Annotated in this window: 17 protein-coding genes and 2 tRNA genes; 7 read left to right on the top strand and 12 right to left on the bottom strand. The window is 45.5% G+C overall.

Annotated features, from left to right (window positions below):
• Positions 1-82: 82 nt before the first annotated feature.
• The 4 genes from JFC06_RS05800 to msrB all read right to left on the bottom strand — a co-directional run bounded on the left by JFC06_RS05800 (position 83) and on the right by msrB (position 1,554).
• Positions 83-159: transfer RNA gene (locus JFC06_RS05800), tRNA-Asp, on the bottom strand.
• Positions 160-197: 38 nt separating this feature from the next.
• Positions 198-273: transfer RNA gene (locus tag JFC06_RS05795), tRNA-Val, on the bottom strand.
• A 224-nt stretch (positions 274-497) separates the two neighbouring features.
• Complete coding sequence (locus JFC06_RS05790; RefSeq protein ID WP_198334311.1) at positions 498-983, bottom strand: glutathione peroxidase; 486 nt, start codon at positions 981-983, stop codon at positions 498-500.
• A 145-nt stretch (positions 984-1,128) separates the two neighbouring features.
• Positions 1,129-1,554: a peptide-methionine (R)-S-oxide reductase MsrB gene (gene msrB, locus JFC06_RS05785; protein WP_198334310.1), complete on the bottom strand. Its 426-nt coding sequence runs from the start codon at positions 1,552-1,554 to the stop codon at positions 1,129-1,131.
• A gap of 395 nt (positions 1,555-1,949) precedes the next feature.
• On the opposite strand from msrB, the gene JFC06_RS05780 reads away from it, so the two are divergent.
• Entirely contained in the window at positions 1,950-3,518 is a 1,569-nt protein-coding gene (locus JFC06_RS05780) for an aminotransferase class I/II-fold pyridoxal phosphate-dependent enzyme (RefSeq protein ID WP_198334309.1), read from the top strand.
• 97 nt (positions 3,519-3,615) lie between these two features.
• Here JFC06_RS05780 and JFC06_RS05775 read toward each other — a convergent pair whose 3' ends face one another.
• Positions 3,616-5,223, bottom strand: a complete 1,608-nt coding sequence (locus tag JFC06_RS05775) for an inorganic phosphate transporter (protein WP_193006544.1) — start codon at positions 5,221-5,223, stop codon at positions 3,616-3,618.
• Positions 5,224-5,885: 662 nt separating this feature from the next.
• The gene (locus tag JFC06_RS05770) at positions 5,886-7,589 is read right to left on the bottom strand and encodes an ATPase (protein ID WP_198334308.1); all 1,704 of its coding nucleotides are present in this window, start codon (positions 7,587-7,589) and stop codon (positions 5,886-5,888) included.
• Between the two features lie 242 nt (positions 7,590-7,831).
• Between JFC06_RS05770 and JFC06_RS05765 the strand changes: the two genes are divergently transcribed.
• From JFC06_RS05765 to JFC06_RS05745, 5 genes are all read left to right on the top strand, one after another.
• A complete protein-coding gene (locus tag JFC06_RS05765) occupies positions 7,832-8,545 on the top strand; it encodes an FFLEELY motif protein (RefSeq protein WP_193006546.1) in 714 nt (237 codons plus the stop codon).
• A gap of 88 nt (positions 8,546-8,633) precedes the next feature.
• Positions 8,634-9,764 (top strand): bifunctional demethylmenaquinone methyltransferase/2-methoxy-6-polyprenyl-1,4-benzoquinol methylase UbiE, encoded by a 1,131-nt coding sequence (gene ubiE / locus JFC06_RS05760; RefSeq protein ID WP_227670150.1) that lies wholly within the window; start codon positions 8,634-8,636, stop codon positions 9,762-9,764.
• Positions 9,765-9,876: 112 nt separating this feature from the next.
• Positions 9,877-10,572, top strand: a complete 696-nt coding sequence (locus JFC06_RS05755; protein WP_198334307.1) for a ubiquinone biosynthesis accessory factor UbiJ — start codon at positions 9,877-9,879, stop codon at positions 10,570-10,572.
• Between the two features lie 81 nt (positions 10,573-10,653).
• Entirely contained in the window at positions 10,654-12,312 is a 1,659-nt protein-coding gene (locus JFC06_RS05750) for an ABC1 kinase family protein (RefSeq protein ID WP_198334306.1), read from the top strand.
• 68 nt (positions 12,313-12,380) lie between these two features.
• The gene (locus tag JFC06_RS05745) at positions 12,381-13,811 is read left to right on the top strand and encodes an FAD-binding oxidoreductase (RefSeq protein ID WP_198334305.1); all 1,431 of its coding nucleotides are present in this window, start codon (positions 12,381-12,383) and stop codon (positions 13,809-13,811) included.
• A 114-nt stretch (positions 13,812-13,925) separates the two neighbouring features.
• Here the strand turns inward: JFC06_RS05745 and ruvB are convergent, their stop codons facing one another.
• From ruvB to JFC06_RS05720, 5 genes are all read right to left on the bottom strand, one after another.
• The gene (ruvB, locus tag JFC06_RS05740) at positions 13,926-14,906 is read right to left on the bottom strand and encodes a Holliday junction branch migration DNA helicase RuvB (protein ID WP_193006563.1); all 981 of its coding nucleotides are present in this window, start codon (positions 14,904-14,906) and stop codon (positions 13,926-13,928) included.
• Positions 14,907-15,083: 177 nt separating this feature from the next.
• Positions 15,084-15,704, bottom strand: a complete 621-nt coding sequence (ruvA, locus tag JFC06_RS05735) for a Holliday junction branch migration protein RuvA (protein ID WP_198334304.1) — start codon at positions 15,702-15,704, stop codon at positions 15,084-15,086.
• An 84-nt stretch (positions 15,705-15,788) separates the two neighbouring features.
• Positions 15,789-16,826, bottom strand: a complete 1,038-nt coding sequence (gene fba / locus JFC06_RS05730; protein ID WP_198334303.1) for a class II fructose-bisphosphate aldolase — start codon at positions 16,824-16,826, stop codon at positions 15,789-15,791.
• 379 nt (positions 16,827-17,205) lie between these two features.
• Positions 17,206-17,592 (bottom strand): hypothetical protein, encoded by a 387-nt coding sequence (locus JFC06_RS05725; RefSeq protein WP_193006552.1) that lies wholly within the window; start codon positions 17,590-17,592, stop codon positions 17,206-17,208.
• 252 nt (positions 17,593-17,844) lie between these two features.
• Positions 17,845-19,047, bottom strand: coding sequence for a phosphoglycerate kinase (locus JFC06_RS05720; RefSeq protein ID WP_198334302.1), 1,203 nt, complete (start codon positions 19,045-19,047; stop codon positions 17,845-17,847).
• Positions 19,048-19,515: 468 nt separating this feature from the next.
• Here JFC06_RS05720 and JFC06_RS05715 point away from each other — a divergent pair, with 468 nt between their 5' ends.
• Complete coding sequence (locus JFC06_RS05715) at positions 19,516-19,845, top strand: TraR/DksA family transcriptional regulator (RefSeq protein WP_198334301.1); 330 nt, start codon at positions 19,516-19,518, stop codon at positions 19,843-19,845.
• Positions 19,846-19,873: 28 nt separating this feature from the next.
• Here JFC06_RS05715 and JFC06_RS05710 read toward each other — a convergent pair whose 3' ends face one another.
• On the bottom strand, positions 19,874-20,542 hold the full coding sequence (locus JFC06_RS05710) for a thiamine phosphate synthase (RefSeq protein ID WP_198334300.1): 669 nt from the start codon (positions 20,540-20,542) through the stop codon (positions 19,874-19,876).
• Positions 20,543-20,565 lie beyond the last annotated feature (23 nt).

Below are 20,565 nucleotides of genomic sequence, written 5' to 3'. Positions count from 1 at the left end.
TACAGACACAAAAAAACCTCAAACAATCTAATGTTTGAGGCGAAACTTGCTTAAACTTAATAGTCTAAATTCGTTTTAAATATGGCGCAGCGGACGGGACTCGAACCCGCGACCCCCGGCGTGACAGGCCGGTATTCTAACCAACTGAACTACCGCTGCTTAGGTCGTCTTAGCTTATTTATCCACTCGCTAAGAAGTGGTGGGTGATGACGGATTCGAACCGCCGACATTCTGCGTGTAAGGCAGACGCTCTACCAACTGAGCTAATCACCCTTCGAACAATTGCTAGGCAATTTATTCAACATCAACTGAGCCCTAAGTTTGTCACTAAGCTCCGTTGCTGTGGGTGTGTATTATATAGATTTACAGTTGGCTGTCAAACGCTATTTTCCAGTTTTTGCGATATTTTACGCATTTTTATTAAAAATTCTAGCAAGCATATGTTTTTATTGATTTTATATTTTTATAAAAAACCCATATTTTTTTAGGTTCAATACTTATTTATTGGTGAGTGCTTGCTCGATATCGTTTTTGATCGCGTCTGGCTTGGTGGTTGGGGCATAACGTTCGATAACTTGCCCATCGTTACCAATCAAAAACTTGGTGAAATTCCATTTAATACCATCGGTGAGCACACCGCCCTTTTGACTTTTAAGCCATTTAAAGAGTGGATGCGCCTCATCGCCATTGACATCGACCTTTGCCATCATTGGGAAGCTGACACCGTAGTTCTTTTGACAAAACGCGCCAATCTCATCATTACTACCGGGATCTTGGTTACCGAACTGATTACAAGGAAAGCCGATGATGACCAACCCTTGCTCTTTATACTGTTGATACAGCGCTTCTAGTCCTTCGAATTGCGGCGTAAATCCACATTTGCTCGCGGTATTGACGATGAGTAACACCTGACCTTGATAGTCAGAAAACGCTTGTGAGGTGCCATCCATGCGCTCAGCAGTAAATTCATAAATAGGGCTCATCATTTATCCTTAAATTGACTGATTTGTTGGGGGTGTCTATTAAGCATTTATACCTCATTCACCGTATAAATAATACTAAAAAGGAAGCCTCACGCGCTTCCCTTTTATCCCTCTAACATTATGTCACTGACTGCAAGAGTCGATACTACTTCTCAGACTTATCCAAATCAATAGAAACAGAGTTGATGCAGTAGCGCATCCCTGTGGTCTCACGCGGTCCATCAGGGAAAACGTGACCCAAATGGGCACCGCAGTTGCTACACGTTACTTCTGTACGAGTCATACCTAGCGAGTTATCGACATGCTCTTCAATCGCGTTGTTATCGATGCCTTGATCGAAACTTGGCCAACCGCAGCTGGCATCAAATTTACTAGATGAGTCGAACAAACTGGCCCCGCAGCCTTTACAGCGGTAAATACCATCATCAGTCGCATCGTTATAGACACCTGTAAACGGACGTTCTGTGCCTTTTTCGCGCATCACATGATACTCATCAGCGCTCAGACGCTCTTTCCAGTCAGCTTCGGTTAACTGGCTGATTTCTTCTTTGCTTAGTTGATTGTCTTGCATAATGTATCCTTATTCGAGTATTTATGATCTCATCTCTGTAACCGTTTTATCGTCATTTTATTATAAGAACGATGCTGTATATCTGCTGGTTATCGACTCACTATTCAAGTCACATGCACAAAGAGTGCTGCCAATATTGTTTGGTTTCCCTATTTTAAGCGAGATTGGCTACGTTAAGCTTGTGTTTTTATCAGTATCTCGTGACAGAGACAGTAATGAACTAATTATAAATGCAAGTTATACTTGCATTTCATGAGTAATTTTGAATGAATAACGCCTTGCAATCGCCTTCATTATGCAATAATATCTTGCATTGGTGTTCAAATAAAACGATGCACATTTTGTACTTTAGCTTATCTATTACAAACTCACTGATTATAAAGGCTTAGATCGCTATGTCTGATGACAATAGTAACAGTACGCAAGCGGAACGACTGGTGCGGTTGCGCCGTGAAAAAGGACTCACGGCTGAGCAATTAGCCCAAGCGATGACAGCAGCCGGTGCCAAGGTGAGTCGCGGCGCGATTTCTAATTGGGAGCGTGGAACAAATGGCATTGTGTCCTCTAAGCTACCAACCCTAGCGCGTATCTTGGGCTGTAGCGAAGGATATCTATTACGCGGTGAGCGGCAAAACCAATCTAATGATAAAAACCCGCCTCATTTAAATGTCGCACACACAGCCTCTGATACTCGCAAACATTCACAAAACAACCCGATGAGTGGTCACTCTATGAGTACAATAAAAAAGTCCGATAAACTACAAAACGTTTGCTATGACATTCGCGGCCCTCTATTACAGACCGCTAATAGAATGGAGGCAGAAGGTAAACGTATATTAAAACTTAACGTCGGTAACCCCGCCCCCTTTGGACTAGAAGCGCCTCATGAGATTTTGCGTGATGTGACCATGAATTTGTCTGAAGCCACAGGATATTCTGACTCGCAAGGAATTTTTTCAGCACGTAAGGCGGTATTGCAGTATTACCAATCAAAGGGGTTGTTGTCAGCGGTCGATGTCCGTGATGTTTATTTGGGTAATGGGGTCTCTGAGCTGATTGTGATGACCATGCAGGCTTTGATGAACGATGGTGATGAAGTGTTGATTCCGATGCCAGACTACCCGCTTTGGACAGCAGCGGCCAATCTATCGGGTGGTACAGCGGTGCATTATCGCTGTAATGAAGACGACAACTGGCACCCTGATATCGAAGATATCAAATCTAAAATCACCGATAAAACCAAGGGGATTGTGGTCATTAATCCCAATAATCCAACGGGTGCCCTTTATAGCGATGACGTACTCCGACAGATTATTGAAGTCGCTAAAGAGCATGACTTAATCATCATGGCCGATGAGATTTACGATCGCATTCTTTATGATGATATGGCCCACACGCCAATGAGTACCTTAACCGACGATGTGCTTGTCCTCTCCTACAATGGTTTGTCAAAATCGCACCGTATCGCTGGGTTTCGCGCAGGCTGGATGATGGTATCAGGTCGCAAGCAACACGCGGCTGACTTTATTGAGGGCTTAGATATGCTGGCCTCTATGCGTCTGTGTTCCAACGTCCAAGGTCAATATGCCATCCAAACAGCGATGGGCGGCTACCAAAGTATGAAGGATTTAACGTCTCAAAAAGGTCGCCTGTATAAGCAGCGCGAAATGGCAGTATCACGACTTAATGCCATCAAAGGTATTTCTTGCACCATGCCGCAAGGCGCGTTTTACTGTTTTCCCAAGATGGACCCTGAGGTTTACCCTATTGAAGACGACATGGACTTTATGATGGATTTGCTGATTGAAGAAAACGTCTTAATGGTACAAGGCACAGGATTTAACTGGGACAAGCCCGATCATTTCCGCTTGGTCTTCTTACCAAACCTTCATGACTTAGAAGATGCAATGGATCGTTTAGACCGCTTCTTTGCCAAAAAACGCCAACAATTTGGTACCGATTAAACGTACAACTAACATAAAAAAACGCTTATCGGTATGATGCCAATAAGCGTTTTTTCTGGTATTCAGTTAGCCCGTAAATCTATGGGATGCTGCATTTTTAAAAGATCTGCTTGAGTACGACATAACTGATTGCAGACATGGTAGCGGCTGCAGGAAGCGTAATCACCCAAGCTAAGCCGATTGGCTTCATTAGTGCCCAGTTGGTATCTCTATTAACAATACCGATGCCAAGTACTGCACCAACTAATGTGTGAGTACTCGACACTGGCAGACCCATCGTCGACGCTCCCATAACGACAGCAGCAGCAGCCAGTTCAGCTGAGAAGCCGGAAGCTGGGTGCATCTTCGCTAGATTGGTACCCACCGTCTGAATCACTTCTTTACCGATGAACCAAAGACCGACGATCAGTGCCACACCAAAGGTCAACATGACAGCGGGAGGAACGGCAGCTTGTGAAGCGATCTCATTGGTACGAATAACGTCCATAATGGCTGCAAAAGGACCAACGGCATTGGCAATGTCATTCGACCCATGACTAAACGCAAAGGCTGAGGCGGTAAAGACCTGCATCCAGCTAAACATAATAAAAGTCGCCTTAGTAAGGTCTTCTTTATGTTTACCACGGATAGTCTTGGTGTAGATAAAGGTAGCCAGCCAAACCAGCGCAGCAATCATCCCCATGATCAAAAAACCCTGCAACGTCGTCAGATTGTTATTGACGTTTTTGAGCCCTTTAAACACGACTAGAGAAGTCATGACCGCCCCGCCCAATGCTGCAATGATAGGCACCCATTGCTTCAGGGCTTTTAGGGTATCAAGGTTAGTGCGCTCGTTCTCGATTTCATAAAGCTTTTTATAATAGTCAGTTTCTAGGTCTTCAACGACGCAGTCATCGTCTTTATAAATCTCTTGATCGCGTAACATGGCGGACGTATAGGCCAGTTGTTCTGACTCTGTCAACCCATCCAAAAACTCTTTATGATTTTGTTTTAAGACTTTTTTATTGGCTTTTAGCTCACCAATATGCGCCTCTGTTCTATCATTATACTCAATGATGTTTTTCTTAATTTGTCCGTACAGCACATAGGCCAATACACCACCCAATAGTGGCGACAATACCCAAGAAATAGCGATGGTGCCAATGGTGCCCCAATCAACGGTAGAAAACGCTGTAGCGCTCCCGCCCAAATCAAACCCTAGAACGATAGAACTACCAACGACCCCGCCGATAATAGAGTGGGTGGTCGATACCGGCAACCCCTTGCGCGTAGCAAACAGCAGCCAAAACGCGGCCGCAATAAGCGCTGAAAGCATGACATAAATAAACTGATTGGGTGTGACTGACAAACCATCTAAATCAACGATACCTTTACGAATCGTGTCGGTCACCTCACCACCTGCCAATACGGCCCCCGATACCTCAAATATCGCTGCCACCCCTAATGCTTGAGGAATGGTTAATGTGCCTGCACCGACTGACGTACCAAAAGAGTTGGCGACATCGTTACCACCAATATTGAATGCCATAAAGACACCAAAAGCGGTTGCTACAATAAATAGCGTCGTCTGTTGACGCATTGTGTAATCTAGACCCCACCACAAAAAGTAGGCGGTCATCGCAATCAGTAAAATGGCAAAAAATAGATTTACTCTCATAGAGCCGATTGATTTGGTCGACTCTGTAGAACTGCTGCTAATACCCATACGTTGATACGTCCTGCGTAAGCTGATTGAAATTATATGCGGTTGATGACATGGCGTTGCTATTGATACTGCTGATTATGGCATGTGACATTAAGAGGGCGTATAGCAAACGCGCAACGTGCTTTTTAAATAGTGTCTTTTCTCACGACTGTTTTGATGTCCTACCCGTGCGCTCTTAGCTACTCTTTAACATTTGATTTTACTGATAGGCAGCAGATAGCGTAAAAAAACATCATTCAACATGTCACAAAGCCGCAAGTGCTATTGCCAAATCATCTGATTACAGCATCTTGCGGCTTAGATTTTTTATAGTGATAATTTTGGTATTGATAACTGGCACTGTAACAAGCTTTGTTCAAGTTGTTAAGACATGCGTGTTTAACGACAAGCATACTCTGCTTGCTAAGTGAGTTTAGTACTTAGTAGAAGCCAATAACGCGCCTATTATATTAAATATAAACACATAATGCATGATGATATTGCGATATTTGTAACTGCCCGTGTGTGACCCAGATAATACCGTGGCTCCACTCTCCATGACATGCTCATGGGGTAGAGTTTTTGCATAGACTCTTGGGGCACGAACTGCTCGTTTCGTTTATGAAATTTTTCGTTTATGAAATTGTATAAACCACTACAAGCATTTATTCATCCATGGTGCGTTAGCTTTCATGCGCTGCTGATAGCTGCTTAATCGCATGATCTAAAACCTCTAAACGTGCCTGACGTTTTTCATTGGTTGCTATGACGCACCAAGGGGCATTTTTTGTATCGGTACGTGCCAGCATGTCAGCTGCTGATTGCACATACTCTGACCACTTATCACGATTACGCCAATCATCATCCGTTAACTTAAATTGCTTATGCGGTGTGTTTTGACGCGCTTTAAAACGTTTAAGCTGTTCTTGTTTGTCGATGGCCAGCCAATATTTAATGACTATTGTACCAGCTTTGGTTAAGTCCGCCTCAAAACGATTGATTTCATCATACGCTCGCTGCCACTCCGCACTACTTGCAAAGCTTTCGATACGCTCAACCAACACGCGCCCATACCAAGTACGATCAAAGATGGCGATGCGACTGATGCGATCTGTCTGCTCATTGGGCAATCTTGTCCAAAATCGCCACAGATAAGGATGCTGTGCTTCATATAGCATTGGCGCCCCGATATTATAAACTTGATATTCGCGTGGGTCGAGCGGCGCCACCAATCTTTTGATCGCCCCGCCTTTGCCAGCCGCATCCATCCCCTCAAAGGCAAAAACGATGTGACGACCATTGCGCGCGCGCAGTAATTCAGCGAGACGAGCCTGCTTTTCTGCCAATGCGGTACGATAGTCAGCCTTATCTACTTTGGTATCATCGATATCTTTTAAGCAATCAGGTATGTTTACAGGTTCAAATTTTTCTGGTGCAGGTGATGGCTCAGCTTGCCATCCAGCATCTGGTGTCTCAGATAGAGCCTCTTTAATAGACGCAGTCTGGTTTTCCGTCGTGTCAGCGCTTGTTTTGCTACTTACTAGCGCGGTTTGCATCGCATGCAGTGCTTCATGACAGAAATGATCGGCGGCTTGCGACTTATCCTCCCCATCTATAACAATCCAGTCATCCTGTTGTCGCAGCAGAATCGTGGCCACTTCATTAAATTTTTCGACAACTTTTTTACTGTGCCAATCCACTTGATACAAAAACTGTGGGTCAGCCTCAGCGTCATTTAGCCGATTTTGTAAGGTATCAACATCGACATGAAACCAACATTTTAACACTCTGGTATGATTGGCTATAAGGTCATCTTCAAACGCTTGTAGTTCAATGAGTTGCTGTTGTAAATAGTCCTGCCATGTCGTAGTGGGAAGATCATTTATGTTTTTATAACTTTTGTCTTTTGCGGGCTGATCTCCACTTTCGCTGTCTGACATTGCCATACGCATGACGTTGTAAAGCAAGTCAGCATACCAGTTGCCAAAATACACCGTTACATCACCGTGCCGCGGCATCACTTTGGTATGGGCTTGCCAAATAGGCTGATAGTTTAAGGGACAATAGCCAATGGTCGCCTCAACTTTTAAAAGCCGTGGATCTACCCACTGCCGTAGTTGTTTGACGGCTGTCCCCTTACCCGCCTGCTCCATGCCGTTGACCAGCACCAGTAGTCCGGTGGGTTTATTGGTGGTGGACGGCGTTTGTTGCCGCGTGGCGCGCAGAGCGTATTGGGCCGTGACCAGTGCCAATCTAAGCGAGTCTTTATCCATAGAAAACTGACTGAGAGGATTGGGGGTTAAGCGCTGTTTGATCACCTCATCGCTAAATTGTGCACTTACCGCTTGTGGTGCTACCGGTTCAGTCGTATGATTCTTTTTACTCATAACTGGACTCCTCTTATGATTGAAAACTCGTCAGCTCAATCATAGCATTCGGCTCATGCAGTAAATAACGCTGCTATGTAACAGTTTGACATTTGTATTCTGCTTTATTTTCTTTTAAGGTGAACACAATTTTAGACACATGCTTTAATAGATACCATTCAGTATAAAAAAACCTAGCACTCAGTACTGCCCACCTTGCTCTCGATCTCATCAAGATCTTTACTTTTATAGAGGATTTTTTCATGTCTGCTCTAGCTGATTTACAACAACATTTAGTACGTTTTTGGGCGCTACCCCACCATCAAGACGCTGAATTAAACACCAAGCTCAATGACGTACAAAAATGGCAGCAATCAAGACTTAAGCGTACTCATAGCGACCTGTTTGAACAACCCAAAAACCAACTCATGGCAGACTATTTCCTGACCCAATTATATGGTGGAGATGAGTTTAAACTACTGGCGCAGCAGCTAGAACGCATCCTTCCCAAGGCTAAAAAACTTGAACGGCTTGCTAAAGAATCAGCGTTAGAAGCTGGTAGCATGGGCATCCAAGCGGCAATTTTAGCCATTGAGCTAGACTTGCATTTGGCCCAGTGGTTGTCTGCTCAAGACTTACCTGTCAACGAAGACAACATGCTGGCCGCCTACCTCGCGGTCGATGAAGCAGATGAACGCCGCGTACAGATTGCTAACCTCAAAGAAGTCTGCTACCGCACTGACAAACATTTGAACTCCTTTATGCTCAAAAAAGCGTTTGCCTTAGCGAAGGGCACCGCCTACCGTTATAACTTCCAACCACTTTATGACTTCATTGATACCGGCTTTAAAGCCATGAAGCCTCTAAAAAGTGTGAGCAGTTTTATTGAGCCGTTTTGTGAGCGTGAACTGATGATTATTGACCAAGTTCATGACAAGGATAATGGCGGTAAGCTAGTGGCGTTTGGTGTATCATAGGATCCATGAGGTGTTTGGCGCACGCTGACACCTTTCAAAAAGATAACCATAAAAAGACTGCCACAAAAACGAATAATAGGACAATGTTATGACCGATAACACAAATAATAACAACGCTGACCTAAGCCAAAGCGCTACGAGCAACGGCCACTTACAAGATAAATTGGTACAAGACAGTATTACTCACAACCAAAGCATTAGCGCGCAAGCCCAAGCCCGCCAAAGCCCAGCACCTCATACAGTGAACGCCAAGGCTGTGACAAAAAACAGCCATGCTAATGATTTTACGCACGTCCAAGACCTACCAACTGGAACGCCACAAGGCCAACAAACCACTATGCCAAATAACAATACCAGTCACAACGTCAATAGCAGCACCGATAATGACGCGGCACAATCTGACACACAGAGCACCAAACAAACGCGCTTCAATCAGCGTGATGACATCAACAATCCGCACACGCCTGATACTGATGGGAATGAAGAAACGCATTTTGGTTATAAAACGGTCAATAAGGCTGAGAAACAAGCACGGGTGGCTGATGTTTTTACTTCAGTCGCCAAAAAATATGACATCATGAATGACTTGATGTCTTTTGGTATTCATCGTCTGTGGAAGCGTTATGCCATCAGCTTATCAGGGGTGCGTTCGGGTCAACATGTACTCGATATCGCTGGCGGCACAGGTGATTTGGCCAAAGTCTTTAGCCGCGAAGTCGGTAGAAACGGTCACGTTGTACTGTCAGACATCAATGCTGCAATGCTAGAAGTCGGTCGTGAGCGTTTGATCAATGCAGGCTGTAATAACGTTGATTTTGTCTTAGCAAACGCTGAAACCTTAGCGCCCTTTGACGACGAAAGCTTTGATTTGATCACCATTAGCTTTGGTCTGCGCAATGTCACCGACAAAGACGCTGCCCTAAAAGCCATGTATCGCGTTCTCAAACCAGGCGGTCGTCTGTTGATTTTAGAATTCTCAAAACCTGTATTTGAGCCATTATCTAAAGCTTATGATTTATACTCTTTTACCGCATTACCGATTATGGGTAAGCTGATTGCCAATGACTCTGAGAGCTATCAGTACTTGGCTGAATCGATTCGTATGCACCCTGATCAGCAGACGCTAAAACAGATGATGCAACAAGCGGGTTTTGAAAACTGTGATTATCACAACCTAACGGCTGGTATCGTTGCCGTCCATCGTGGCTTTAAAGCTTAACGAAAAAAGTGTCACGATAGCCTATCAATGACGACACCAAATAATCGTAACCACTGATCCTATAAACGCTGCGCCTGTCTAAAGGCGCTCAATTAAAGATGCGAGAGCCTTTATGCTGACTGTCTTACTTTTGGCGGGTGCCGAAAAGCTGATTAACTTTGCTATTGCAAGTGATGAGATTACCAAAGCTGGGCTTGCACCGCTCGCTGGCAAAGTGCTACGACTCAATATGGGTGCGCCTGACATTAACTTGGATATCCTATTTACTGATGAGCGTCTGCGTTTTGAGCCTGTGACGATAGATAGTGTGTTTGAACCTAGTGGCCAGATGGATGAGCGTCAAAAAGCCAGTATGGAGCGCGCACGTATGGGTCACAGTCGCCCAGACTGTAGCATCACCGTCGACAATCCCGCCCAACTGCTCAACCTGATGTGCGGCACTGAAGGTAACTTACCTATCTCTGGTGATTACAAAGTATTGATGCAGCTTAAGCAGTTGGTGGCAGGGTTTGACCCCGATGTCGCAGGTCAGCTTGAGCCTTTTATTGGCAAACCGATGGCCAGCCAGTTGCACCTGCTCATATCGCAGCTTAAAGGCAGCTGGCGTCATAGCGCCAAACAAGCTTTTGATGATGTAAGCGATTGGGCCAATGATGTGGCAGGCAATAGCCCTACCGATCCGGCTGAGATGACAGAAGTAAACGACCTCAAGCAGCAATTGTTAAAGCTGCGTGCTGATGTCGAACGTGAAGAAGCCAGACTTGCTGCTATCAAAGATGAGCAAGCGCAATTAATCAATAATCGTTAAGCGCTGTCATCGGTTAATCATGATCTATGCATAAGCGCAGCCTTGTCCAATTTTTGACTTTCTTTAGAGTACCTATACCTCATGCTATTATCTCATCGCGCCCGTTTACTTGAGCTTTGGCGTATCGCCGCAACCTATCGCATTGATACTCATTTTTCTGTTGAAGAAGCCCCGCAACTGCAACCTTTAGTACGGTTGATCCGTTTGCATCCGGCAGCTTGGGGCAAAAAGCACCAGCCAAATGCCATTAAATACGCGCTTGAAGACATGGGCACGCTGTTTTTGAAACTCGGCCAGCTGCTTTCTACTCGCCGTGATTTGGTACCACCTGAAATTATTGAGCAACTGGTACAACTACAAGACAAGGTCAAACCTTTTGACGCTGATACTGCTATCGCGCAAATCCAAGACCCCAAACACGGTCTCGGCCACTCTATTGACACGCTGTTTGCGCGTTTTGATGTCAAGCCGCTAGCCGCAGCGTCTATCGCCCAAGTACACACAGCCGCCCTGCATGATGGCCGTGAAGTGGTGGTAAAAGTAGTGCGTCCCGATATTCGCACCACCATAGTCGCTGACTTCGAGCTGTTACGAGAGCTTGCCAATTGGGCGTCTGCGCGTATTGAAGCAGCACGCGCCGTACATATCATTGATATTGTGGAAGACTATCGCCAAGTGATGTTAAATGAGCTAGATTTAACCCTTGAGGCAGACAACACCACGCAAATGCGCAATAACTTCTTAGGCTCTGCATTGATGTATGTGCCTGAAGTCTATGATGCCGCCAAAAATGTGATGATTATGGAACGCATTCAAGGCGTCCCTATCTCGCAAGTGGAGGTGTTTGACAAACTCGGCTACGATCGCGCCACACTGGCAAAAAAAGGCTTGACCATATTTTTTACGCAAGTGTTTCGCGACAACTTTTTTCATGCCGACATGCATCCGGGCAATGTCTTCGTAGAAACGCCGCCAGTCAAAACGCTCCCTGCAGATATGCCAGCGGTTGACTTAGGGCACGAACCACGCTATATCGGTCTTGACTGCGCCATCATGGGTACTTTATCAAAAGACGATCAACTCATCGTCGCCCGTATGCTACTGGCCGTGATGAATAATAACTTCACTGCGATGGTTGATATTGTGAGTCGTGCCGGCTGGATACCACCAAATACTGACAAACATGCCTTGATGCGCGATATGAAGCGCACTGTCGGTCCAATGCTGCAAAAATCTATTAATGACATCGATTTTGCCGGTGTGTTGATGCAAATTTTAGACATCGCACGTCGCCATCATATGAGTATTCCTCCGCAGCTTATGCTATTGCTTAAGACCTTAGTGCATGTTGAGGGCCTCGGACGCGACTTGTATCCTGACCTCGATATCTGGTCACTTGCCAAACCCATTTTAAGCAGTTGGATCAAAGAACAACTGGACCCGATGCGTAATTTGCAGCAGTTACGCCAGCAGTTACCAGAGATTTTATTATCCACCACTGATATCCCCAAACTACTAGACCAAGGGTTACAAAGTCTGGCTATGCAAGGATCAAGACAAGACAGTCAGTTGCGAGAAATACAGCAAATACGAGCTGATCTGCTCAATGATCGACGCCGTGATTGGATAGCACTTGCAGGATTTGCGGTGTTTATTGCCATTGCGACACAAGTTGGCTGGCTTGCCCCTATCTTTTATCTATTGGCTGTTATCGTTGTTGTTTGGCGTATCTTGGCGTAGCCCCTGATACGTGTCATAGCCATAGTGCTTGCTCATTTAAGCACACCTCTTATATGTAGGAGTTAACCATGTCATCTCTGCCTGTTTCACCCCTTAGTGACACCGTGAAGCCAGACCACAGTGCTGCTATTGCTGCTCTAAAATCCCGTTTTGGCAAACAGTTAAGTACTAACACAACGGTACGCGAGCAGCATGGTCACACCATGACTTGGCTCGCTAACCAGCCACCTGATGCCGTGTTAACCGTACAAGACAAAAACCAAGTCGCCACTGCTGTAGAGATTTGCAATCAGTATCAGATGCCCGTGATTGCCTTCGGTATTGGCTCCTCTTTGGAAGGACAATTAAACGCACCTTACGGCGGACTGTGTATCGACATGCATGCCATGGATGCGATTTTGCAAGTCAATAATGAAGACCTGACAGTGACCGTGCAACCTGGGGTGACACGGGAGCAGTTAAATCATTACTTGCGTGACACAGGATTGTTTTTTCCGATAGATCCAGGCGCTAATGCAAGTATCGGCGGCATGGTTGCTACCCGCGCATCAGGGACCAATGCCGTACGCTATGGCACCATGAAAGACGTGGTACTGGCACTTGAGGTTGTCACTGCCAGTGGCGAGATAGTTCGAACAGGCACACGAGCCAAAAAATCGGCGGCGGGTTATGACTTAACACGGCTAATGATAGGCTCAGAAGGAACACTGGGTATCGTCACAGAAGTAACGCTTAAACTGTTTGGTATCAGTGAATGTATTGGTAGCGGGATTTGTCATTTTCCAACCATTGAAGACGCTTGTCAGGCAGTGATGTTAACCATTCAGATGTGTCTGCCCATCGCCCGTATTGAGCTACTCGATGCCATGCAAATAAAAGCTTGTAATCAGTATGCCAATCTTGAATTAGCCGAAACGCCAACGTTATTTGTCGAATTTCACGGTACAGAAGTGAGCGTTCGTGAACAGGTACAAATCTTTACCGGTATCATCGAAGAGTTTGGTGGTCACGACTTCGCTTGGGACACCAGTGAAGCTGAGCGCAAACGTCTTTGGCAAGCACGGCATAACGCTTATCATGCCAGCTCTGCTCTGCGACCTGAAGCCAGTGCTTTATCAACCGATGCCTGCGTGCCTATCTCACGCTTAGCAGAATGCGTCAGTGAGACAGCCAAAGATATCGAAGTATCTGGCATGATTGGGCCTATCGTCGGCCACGTTGGTGACGGCAATTTTCATGTTCTCTTGTTGGTCGATACCAATAACCCTGAAGAAATAGCAACCGCTGACGGTATTATCGGCCGCCTAGCCAAGCGCGCTATAGAGATGGATGGTACCTGTACGGGTGAGCACGGTATAGGGCAAGGCAAACAAAAATATATGCAACAGGAACACGGCAATGCCTTGGCACTCATGCAAGCCATTAAAACTGCCCTTGACCCTAATAATATTCTTAACCCAGGTAAAATATGGCCTGATGCTTTGACTACGCTCCAATAACTCCACAACAATCAAATACGAAAGCCAACACTGAAACAAAAAAATGCGCCCAATTTTCATGTTCATGATTAAAATTGGGCGCATTTTTTAAGTTTGATACTATAAAAGTTGGTTCTATAACATCTGATCAATTGCCATTTGGGTCAGCACGCGTCCACGTGCGGTACGCAGTACGTAGCCTTGTTGAATAAGATAAGGCTCTATCACATCTTCAAGCGTGCCACGGTCTTCCGCCATGGCGGCGGCCACCGCTTCGACTCCAGCAGGACCACCATCAAACCGCTCGTGCAATATCTCGATGTAGCGTCTGTCTAAATGATCCAGACCGCGTCTATCGACTGCCAGCATATCTAAAGCACTGCCAGCAATCGCGCCATTGATACTACCGTCACCTTTGACTTCGGCATAATCACGCACACGGCGTAATAAGCGATTGGCAATCCTTGGGGTACCACGAGCACGGCGGGCAATCTCAACCGCGCCGTCCTCACTCATTGGCACGCGCATCAAGCGGGCAGCACGGCTCACAATCGTGGTCAGATCAGCAATATTGTAAAATTCAAGCCGCTGTACGATACCAAAACGATCGCGTAATGGTGAGGTCAGCAGCCCTGCTCTGGTGGTTGCCGCCACCAATGTAAAGGGCGGCAAATCAAGCTTAATAGAACGCGCAGCAGGCCCTTCACCGATCATAATATCCAGCTGAAAATCCTCCATTGCCGGATAAAGTATCTCTTCAATAACCGAACTCAAACGATGTATTTCATCAATAAATAGGACGTCACCTGCTTCTAAGTTGGTCAGCATGGCGGCCAAATCGCCTGGACGCTCAAGCACAGGGCCTGACGTTGACCGCAGGTTACCACCCATTTCACGAGCGATGATATTGGCGAGCGTCGTCTTACCTAAGCCTGGTGGACCAAATATTAGGGTGTGATCCAGCGCCTCATCTCGTCCTCTTGCGGCACCAATGAAAACTTCCATCTGCTCACGTACCACCGGCTGCCCAATATATTCAGCCAGTAATGCCGGACGAATATTGGCATCAGGCGCATCGCTTGCTCCTTCTAGCGGATTAATCAATCGATCTTGCATCATAGAACTTATCATTATATTAAAAAATTAGGTAACAAATAGCATAACCAAACGCTGCGCATAAGTCATGCAAAACATCACTCAGTGGATACCAAAACGAAAATAAGCGACACTGAATGTCGCTTATCTGTTCAATATATTATGTGATTACCATCGTAGACAGCTAAGAAAAACGATTTAAAAACCAGACAGCTGCTGTAACGTGGCTTTTAATAAGCCTTGAGTATCAGCAAACGTATCCCCTTTACTCTTAGCGGCTTTAATCGCTTGCTGCGCCTCTTTTTCTTTATAACCCAAACTCATCAAGGCGCCCTCGACTTCAGCGATGATACTGCCTTCGTGAGAAACCGTTGCCCTCTGCGGGGTCAACTCCAAAGCGCTGCTATCAACCTCGATGTTTTTAAGCTTGTCTTTTAGCTCAATAAGCAAACGCTGAGCTGTTTTTTTACCAATACCTGGGATACGAGTCAACGCAGTTTCTGACTCTTGTTCAACATGCATCTTCAGCTCAGCACCTGACATCGCCGACAGCATCGCTAGCGCCATTTTTGCGCCCACGCCGTTGATTTTGATTAACTGGCGAAAAACATCGCGCTCTTTGCGGTCGATAAAACCATATAGCAGCTGCGCATCTTCACGAACATGAAAATGCGTCCAAATACTGGCTTGCTCATTGAGATGCAATTGGCAAAATGACGGCAGTGGCAGCTCGATATCATAACCCACACCCGAGGTTGTCATGATACAGGCCGTGGGTGCCATTAAATACTGCACCTGTCCGGTAATCAATCCTATCATCACGTACTACCTCTTATAAGGGCTATTATAAAAATGAAATACACTGTCGTCACATGGGCCATGACCACCTTTTACCAGTGTAATTTACTGATAAAAATCCACCATACCTTCAAGACTGATTGGGCGAATCTTATGCGCTTGACCAGCAGAACCAAACGCCTCAAAACGATTGGTACAGATATCTGACATCGCGACCATAGAGGCTTTGAAGTATTTACGTGGATCAAACTCACTTGGGTTGTTAGCAAGGAATTCACGGATAGCGCCTGTTGAGGCTAGACGCAAATCAGTATCGATATTTACTTTACGTACCCCATGCTTGATCGCTTCAACGATCTGCTCAACCGGCACACCATAAGTTTCACCAATGTCACCGCCATTTTCATTGATGACTTTTAACCATTCTTGCGGTACGGATGACGAGCCATGCATGACAAGGTGGGTGTTAGGAATGCGCGCATGAATCTCTTTTACTCGCTCAATCGACAAGATATCGCCTGTCGGTGGACGCGTGAACTTATAAGCGCCGTGGCTCGTACCAATAGCAATCGCTAACGCATCGACATTCGTGTCTTTTACGAATTGCTCGGCTTCATCAGCACTGGTCAAGAGCTGCTCATGACCCAGTACACCTTCTGCACCAGAGCCATCTTCTTCGCCTGCCATGCCGGTTTCAAGGCTGCCCAAGCAACCAATCTCGCCTTCTACAGAAACGCCGCAAGCGTGTGCCATCTTAACCACTTCGCGAGTAACGCTAGCATTGTAATCATAATCCATTGGCGTTTTGCCGTCTTCACCCAGCGAGCCATCCATCATGACTGACGAAAAACCAAGCTGGATTGAGCGCTGGCAGATAGCGGGTGACATGCCATGATCTTGATGCATAACCACTGGAATATGCGGCCACTCTTCGATAGCAGCGATGATCAGATGACGTAAAAACGCCGACCCTGCATAATTACGTGCGCCAGCACTGGCTTGGACGATGACAGGTGAGTCACAAGCATCCGCCGCCATCATGATTGCACGCATCTGCTCTAAATTATTGACGTTAAAGGCAGGAACACCGTAGCTATGCTCAGCGGCGTGATCTAGAAGTTGACGTAACGATATTAAGGCCATAAAACGCTCTCTGATTAAATTTTGAATAGTATTTTAAAAACAGCTCTTGCAGTAGAACTTTAGAGTAATTAGCCCAAAACTTTTGCTTAATAACGGTTAAAGCCTTAGTAGTTAAAGCACCACCAGTCATTCACAGGATTCAGCGTTTTGGAGATAATTAATACGCCGTGATTATAGCAAAAAATGCGCTGTCTTCGTAGCAGTTGCCTGACTATTTATTACTCTAACTAAAGAAAGACAGACAACGCAAAAAGCCTTGGTGGTCACCAAGGCTTTTCTAGTATTTTGAGGGCTTATAAAACAACGAATCATTTTAGCGACCGAACTTATGAGTCATCTATCAAACAACCACGACTCCATAAATCAGTAATGAAACGGCTTAGTACTGTTGTTCTGCATCAACAGCGAGGTCATTTGCACCATCAGCGACAGCGTTAGCACCATCAGCAACAGCTGAAGCTGTACCTTCGACCGCTTCATTGGTACCTTCGGCGATAGCATCACCAGTGTTTTCTAGAGCATTTGTTGCAGCCTCGCCCGCGGTTTCAGCGCCTTCTGCAACTTCAGTGCCAGCATTTTGTGCCGCCACTTCAGCTTCAGCAGCCGCTTCTTCAGTTTCGGCAGCAGCAGCTTCTGTGTTAGCAGCGGCATCATCGCCTGCAGATTCAACAGCAGCTTCAGTTTGCTCTTCTGTTTGTTGGCTACACGCAGTAACTGCAAAAGTACCAGCAAGTAAGCTAGCAAGTAACAAATGACGTTTTAACATAATAAACCTCTCGTAAATAAAACATGTCAAAATACATGGTTGCGCTATTTTATAGAGTGCAAATAAGACATGCAATAACAATGTTCAGTATAGAAACAAATAATTACCAGTTAATAATAATCAATGACCAATCCCTCTCAAATCACCGTCTGTGGGTGTCTGAGCACAAACGGGTCATTACCTTATTTTTATAGCCTAACCCAAATACGTCTATTTGGTTGTACCGCTAATGTTACTAAACTCGTTAAATGCTTAAACGTCAGTTTGTAGCGCTGCGACCGCTGGTAGCGCCTTACCTTCTACAAACTCCAAAAACGCGCCGCCACCTGTTGACATGTAACTCACACCGCCTGCAACTTGATATTTATCAATGGCAGCTAAGGTATCACCGCCACCAGCGATCGAAAAACCTTCGCTATTTTTTACAGCGTCAGCCAGTATTTGCGTACCACTGCCAAAAGCTTCTACTTCGAAAACGCCTACTGGCCCATTCCACAAGATGGTTTTGGCTTTGCTAATGGCATCTGCAAGCTGCTTTGCGCTTTTTGGGGCGATGTCTAATATCATGTCATTATCGCCAATCGCATCCACAGACTTAACGGTGGCAGTGGCTTGCTGTAGTGAGCCAATAAAGTCATCAAAATTGATGTCATTTTTGTCTGCAACGACGACCTGCTCAGGCAATAAAATCTCAGTTTTATCCATAATCTCACGGGCCGTATCAACCAAATCTGCTTCATATAGCGAGGCGCCAACACTATGACCTTGCGCCGCTAAGAAAGTATTGGCAATGCCGCCCCCAACGATAATCTGTGAACACACTTCTGCCAAGCTGTGTAGCACTTCTAACTTCGTAGATACTTTCGATCCACCAACAATGGCTAACATGGGCTGGGCTGGGGTTTCAAGCGCGAGACTTAGCGCGTCCAATTCAGCGGCCAACAAAGGGCCTGCACATACGGTCTTATCTACTTGACGCATCGCTTGCGTGACGCCTTCAGTGGATGCTTGGGCACGATGGGCGGTACCAAAAGCGTCCATGACGAACACATCGCATAAATCTGCATATTTTTTTGCCAAAGTGGCATCGTTTTTCTTTTCACCTTCATTGAAGCGCACATTTTCTAACAGGACAACCTCACCTGCTTTGATAGACACACCTTGAGTCAAATAGTCACGATTAAGACTGACGGGGGTAGATAGCTTATCCGTCAAATAATCAGCCACTGGTGCCAACGAGTATACTGCTTCAGGGTTACCTTCGGTAGGACGCCCTAAGTGTGAGCAAACGATAACGGCAGCCCCTTTTTCTAGTGCCAATTTGATGGTTGGCAGACTGGCTTGTAAGCGCGCATCACTTGTGACTTTACCGTTTTTGATAGGTACGTTGAGATCCTCACGAATCAGTACTACTTTATCCGTTAAATTCAGCTCACTCATACGCAAAAAATTCATTTACCTGCTCCTATACATCAATCTGTTGGTTAATCTGTCTATTAAAAAACTAAAGTTGCTATCATTAAAATTGCTATCATTACTGAAGCATTTTTATACAAAGGTATCTATAAAAGAGTGTGACCAATGACTTGCTGTCACATGAGCCGTGTCGAATGCTCTTACTGGTTTTTACGTTTGGCCAACTTGCTTTTTGCTGATTGAGGTCTTTTAACCATTGGCTTTAACAAGCAAGATTTAGCGGCGGTGTATTCTACCAGTTTTCTGGCCGCCGCTCATAACGAACCTGCCATAAATTTGACGAGAATGGATTGTGACCCTCACAACTTAGGACCAGGCTGCAAACCAAAACGTTCATGATTGGCGCAAAGTCCACATAAACATCAGTAACATTTCGTGGTGGTACTCACTAGTTAGGCGATTTATGATAGCGGAGTAAACAATAAAAATAACCCTTAGGAGAATATAATGAGTATTGATCTAGAGAGCGCTAAACAGAATCTATTAAAATTAAAAGAAGAGTACGAAACGCGCATCGACAAAATCGAAGAACACATTCAAAACCCCCAAGATGATCTCAATGAACACTGGGAAGACCAAGCCATCTCTTATCGTCAAAACGACATGCGCAAAAACCTCATGGCCGAAGCGCGTCAAAGCTTAATCTACGTCGAAAACGCCTTAAGCCGTATTGAAAATGGTACGTATGGTGAATGTGAGGTGTGCGGTGAGCAGATCGAAGAGCAACGCCTAGAAGCCTTGCCTTATGCTACCTTATGTATGGAACACGCTGCGTAATTGCTTATTATTGTTTTAAGAGCGCCAATTATAAATCAGGTGTTTTCCAGCGAGAAAATGCCTGCTGCCATTGCTGACAACGCTCTGCAACTTGTGCGACTGGCAAGTCCATAATATCGCCAACTACTGCCACATAACGAATGGGCAAACCTGCCAGCTCTGAGACATTCTCTGCAGTTAAACCGCCTATCACACAGATATCTATGTTTTGCTCACAGCCATCGATCAGCTGCTGACGAGCAATAATGTCAGCAGTTAGTTTGGTCGTAGAAGCAAAGATTGCCCCCATTGCGGCGTAACTTGCGCCGGCGTCTTGCGCTTCTTTGACCAAACTTACCTGACCATGACACGTACGACCAATAATCTGATTTGGCGCTAACCGCTGCTTGGCCTCACTAATCGTGCCATCACCTTGACCAAGATGTACCCCAACGCCAAGCTTTGCCGCCAAACCAATATCATCATTGATAACAACTGCCACGTGATGAGCTTTGGCCAAAGCCACGATCTTGGAGGCTTCTTCGTAAAGTTTTAACTCACCGTCAGGGCACGCCAATGTCTGCTTACGACGAATTTGTAATAGCGCAATCAACCCTGTAGCCAGTGCCGCCTCTAACTTTTGATATAAAAGTCCAAACTCATCGTCATTGGTCAGTAAGTATAGCTGCGGCATAGAAAAATTCGATGCTTGAATCATGTCATGTACCCCTAGTCTCAAGA

The organism is Psychrobacter namhaensis, from assembly GCF_016107545.1.
GTDB classification, from domain to species: Bacteria; Pseudomonadota; Gammaproteobacteria; order Pseudomonadales; family Moraxellaceae; genus Psychrobacter; species Psychrobacter namhaensis.
The sequence above is the reverse complement of the archived record's forward strand: the minus strand, read 5'-3'. Positions and strand labels throughout refer to the sequence as shown.

What these genes read in the sequence shown, in the direction of transcription:
- JFC06_RS05750 (WP_198334306.1), top strand. Translation starts at nt 10,654, where the DNA reads ATGCTATTATCTCATCGCGCCCGTTTACTTGAGCTTTGGCGTATCGCC.
- JFC06_RS05720 (WP_198334302.1), bottom strand. Translation starts at nt 19,047, where the DNA reads ATGAATTTTTTGCGTATGAGTGAGCTGAATTTAACGGATAAAGTAGTA.
- JFC06_RS05780 (WP_198334309.1), top strand. Translation starts at nt 1,950, where the DNA reads ATGTCTGATGACAATAGTAACAGTACGCAAGCGGAACGACTGGTGCGG.
- fba (WP_198334303.1), bottom strand. Translation starts at nt 16,826, where the DNA reads ATGGCCTTAATATCGTTACGTCAACTTCTAGATCACGCCGCTGAGCAT.
- JFC06_RS05745 (WP_198334305.1), top strand. Translation starts at nt 12,381, where the DNA reads ATGTCATCTCTGCCTGTTTCACCCCTTAGTGACACCGTGAAGCCAGAC.
- JFC06_RS05770 (WP_198334308.1), bottom strand. Translation starts at nt 7,589, where the DNA reads ATGAGTAAAAAGAATCATACGACTGAACCGGTAGCACCACAAGCGGTA.
- ruvA (WP_198334304.1), bottom strand. Translation starts at nt 15,704, where the DNA reads ATGATAGGATTGATTACCGGACAGGTGCAGTATTTAATGGCACCCACG.
- JFC06_RS05755 (WP_198334307.1), top strand. Translation starts at nt 9,877, where the DNA reads ATGCTGACTGTCTTACTTTTGGCGGGTGCCGAAAAGCTGATTAACTTT.
- msrB (WP_198334310.1), bottom strand. Translation starts at nt 1,554, where the DNA reads ATGCAAGACAATCAACTAAGCAAAGAAGAAATCAGCCAGTTAACCGAA.
- ubiE (WP_227670150.1), top strand. Translation starts at nt 8,634, where the DNA reads ATGACCGATAACACAAATAATAACAACGCTGACCTAAGCCAAAGCGCT.
- JFC06_RS05790 (WP_198334311.1), bottom strand. Translation starts at nt 983, where the DNA reads ATGAGCCCTATTTATGAATTTACTGCTGAGCGCATGGATGGCACCTCA.
- ruvB (WP_193006563.1), bottom strand. Translation starts at nt 14,906, where the DNA reads ATGCAAGATCGATTGATTAATCCGCTAGAAGGAGCAAGCGATGCGCCT.
- JFC06_RS05775 (WP_193006544.1), bottom strand. Translation starts at nt 5,223, where the DNA reads ATGGGTATTAGCAGCAGTTCTACAGAGTCGACCAAATCAATCGGCTCT.
- JFC06_RS05765 (WP_193006546.1), top strand. Translation starts at nt 7,832, where the DNA reads ATGTCTGCTCTAGCTGATTTACAACAACATTTAGTACGTTTTTGGGCG.
- JFC06_RS05715 (WP_198334301.1), top strand. Translation starts at nt 19,516, where the DNA reads ATGAGTATTGATCTAGAGAGCGCTAAACAGAATCTATTAAAATTAAAA.
- JFC06_RS05725 (WP_193006552.1), bottom strand. Translation starts at nt 17,592, where the DNA reads ATGTTAAAACGTCATTTGTTACTTGCTAGCTTACTTGCTGGTACTTTT.
- JFC06_RS05710 (WP_198334300.1), bottom strand. Translation starts at nt 20,542, where the DNA reads ATGATTCAAGCATCGAATTTTTCTATGCCGCAGCTATACTTACTGACC.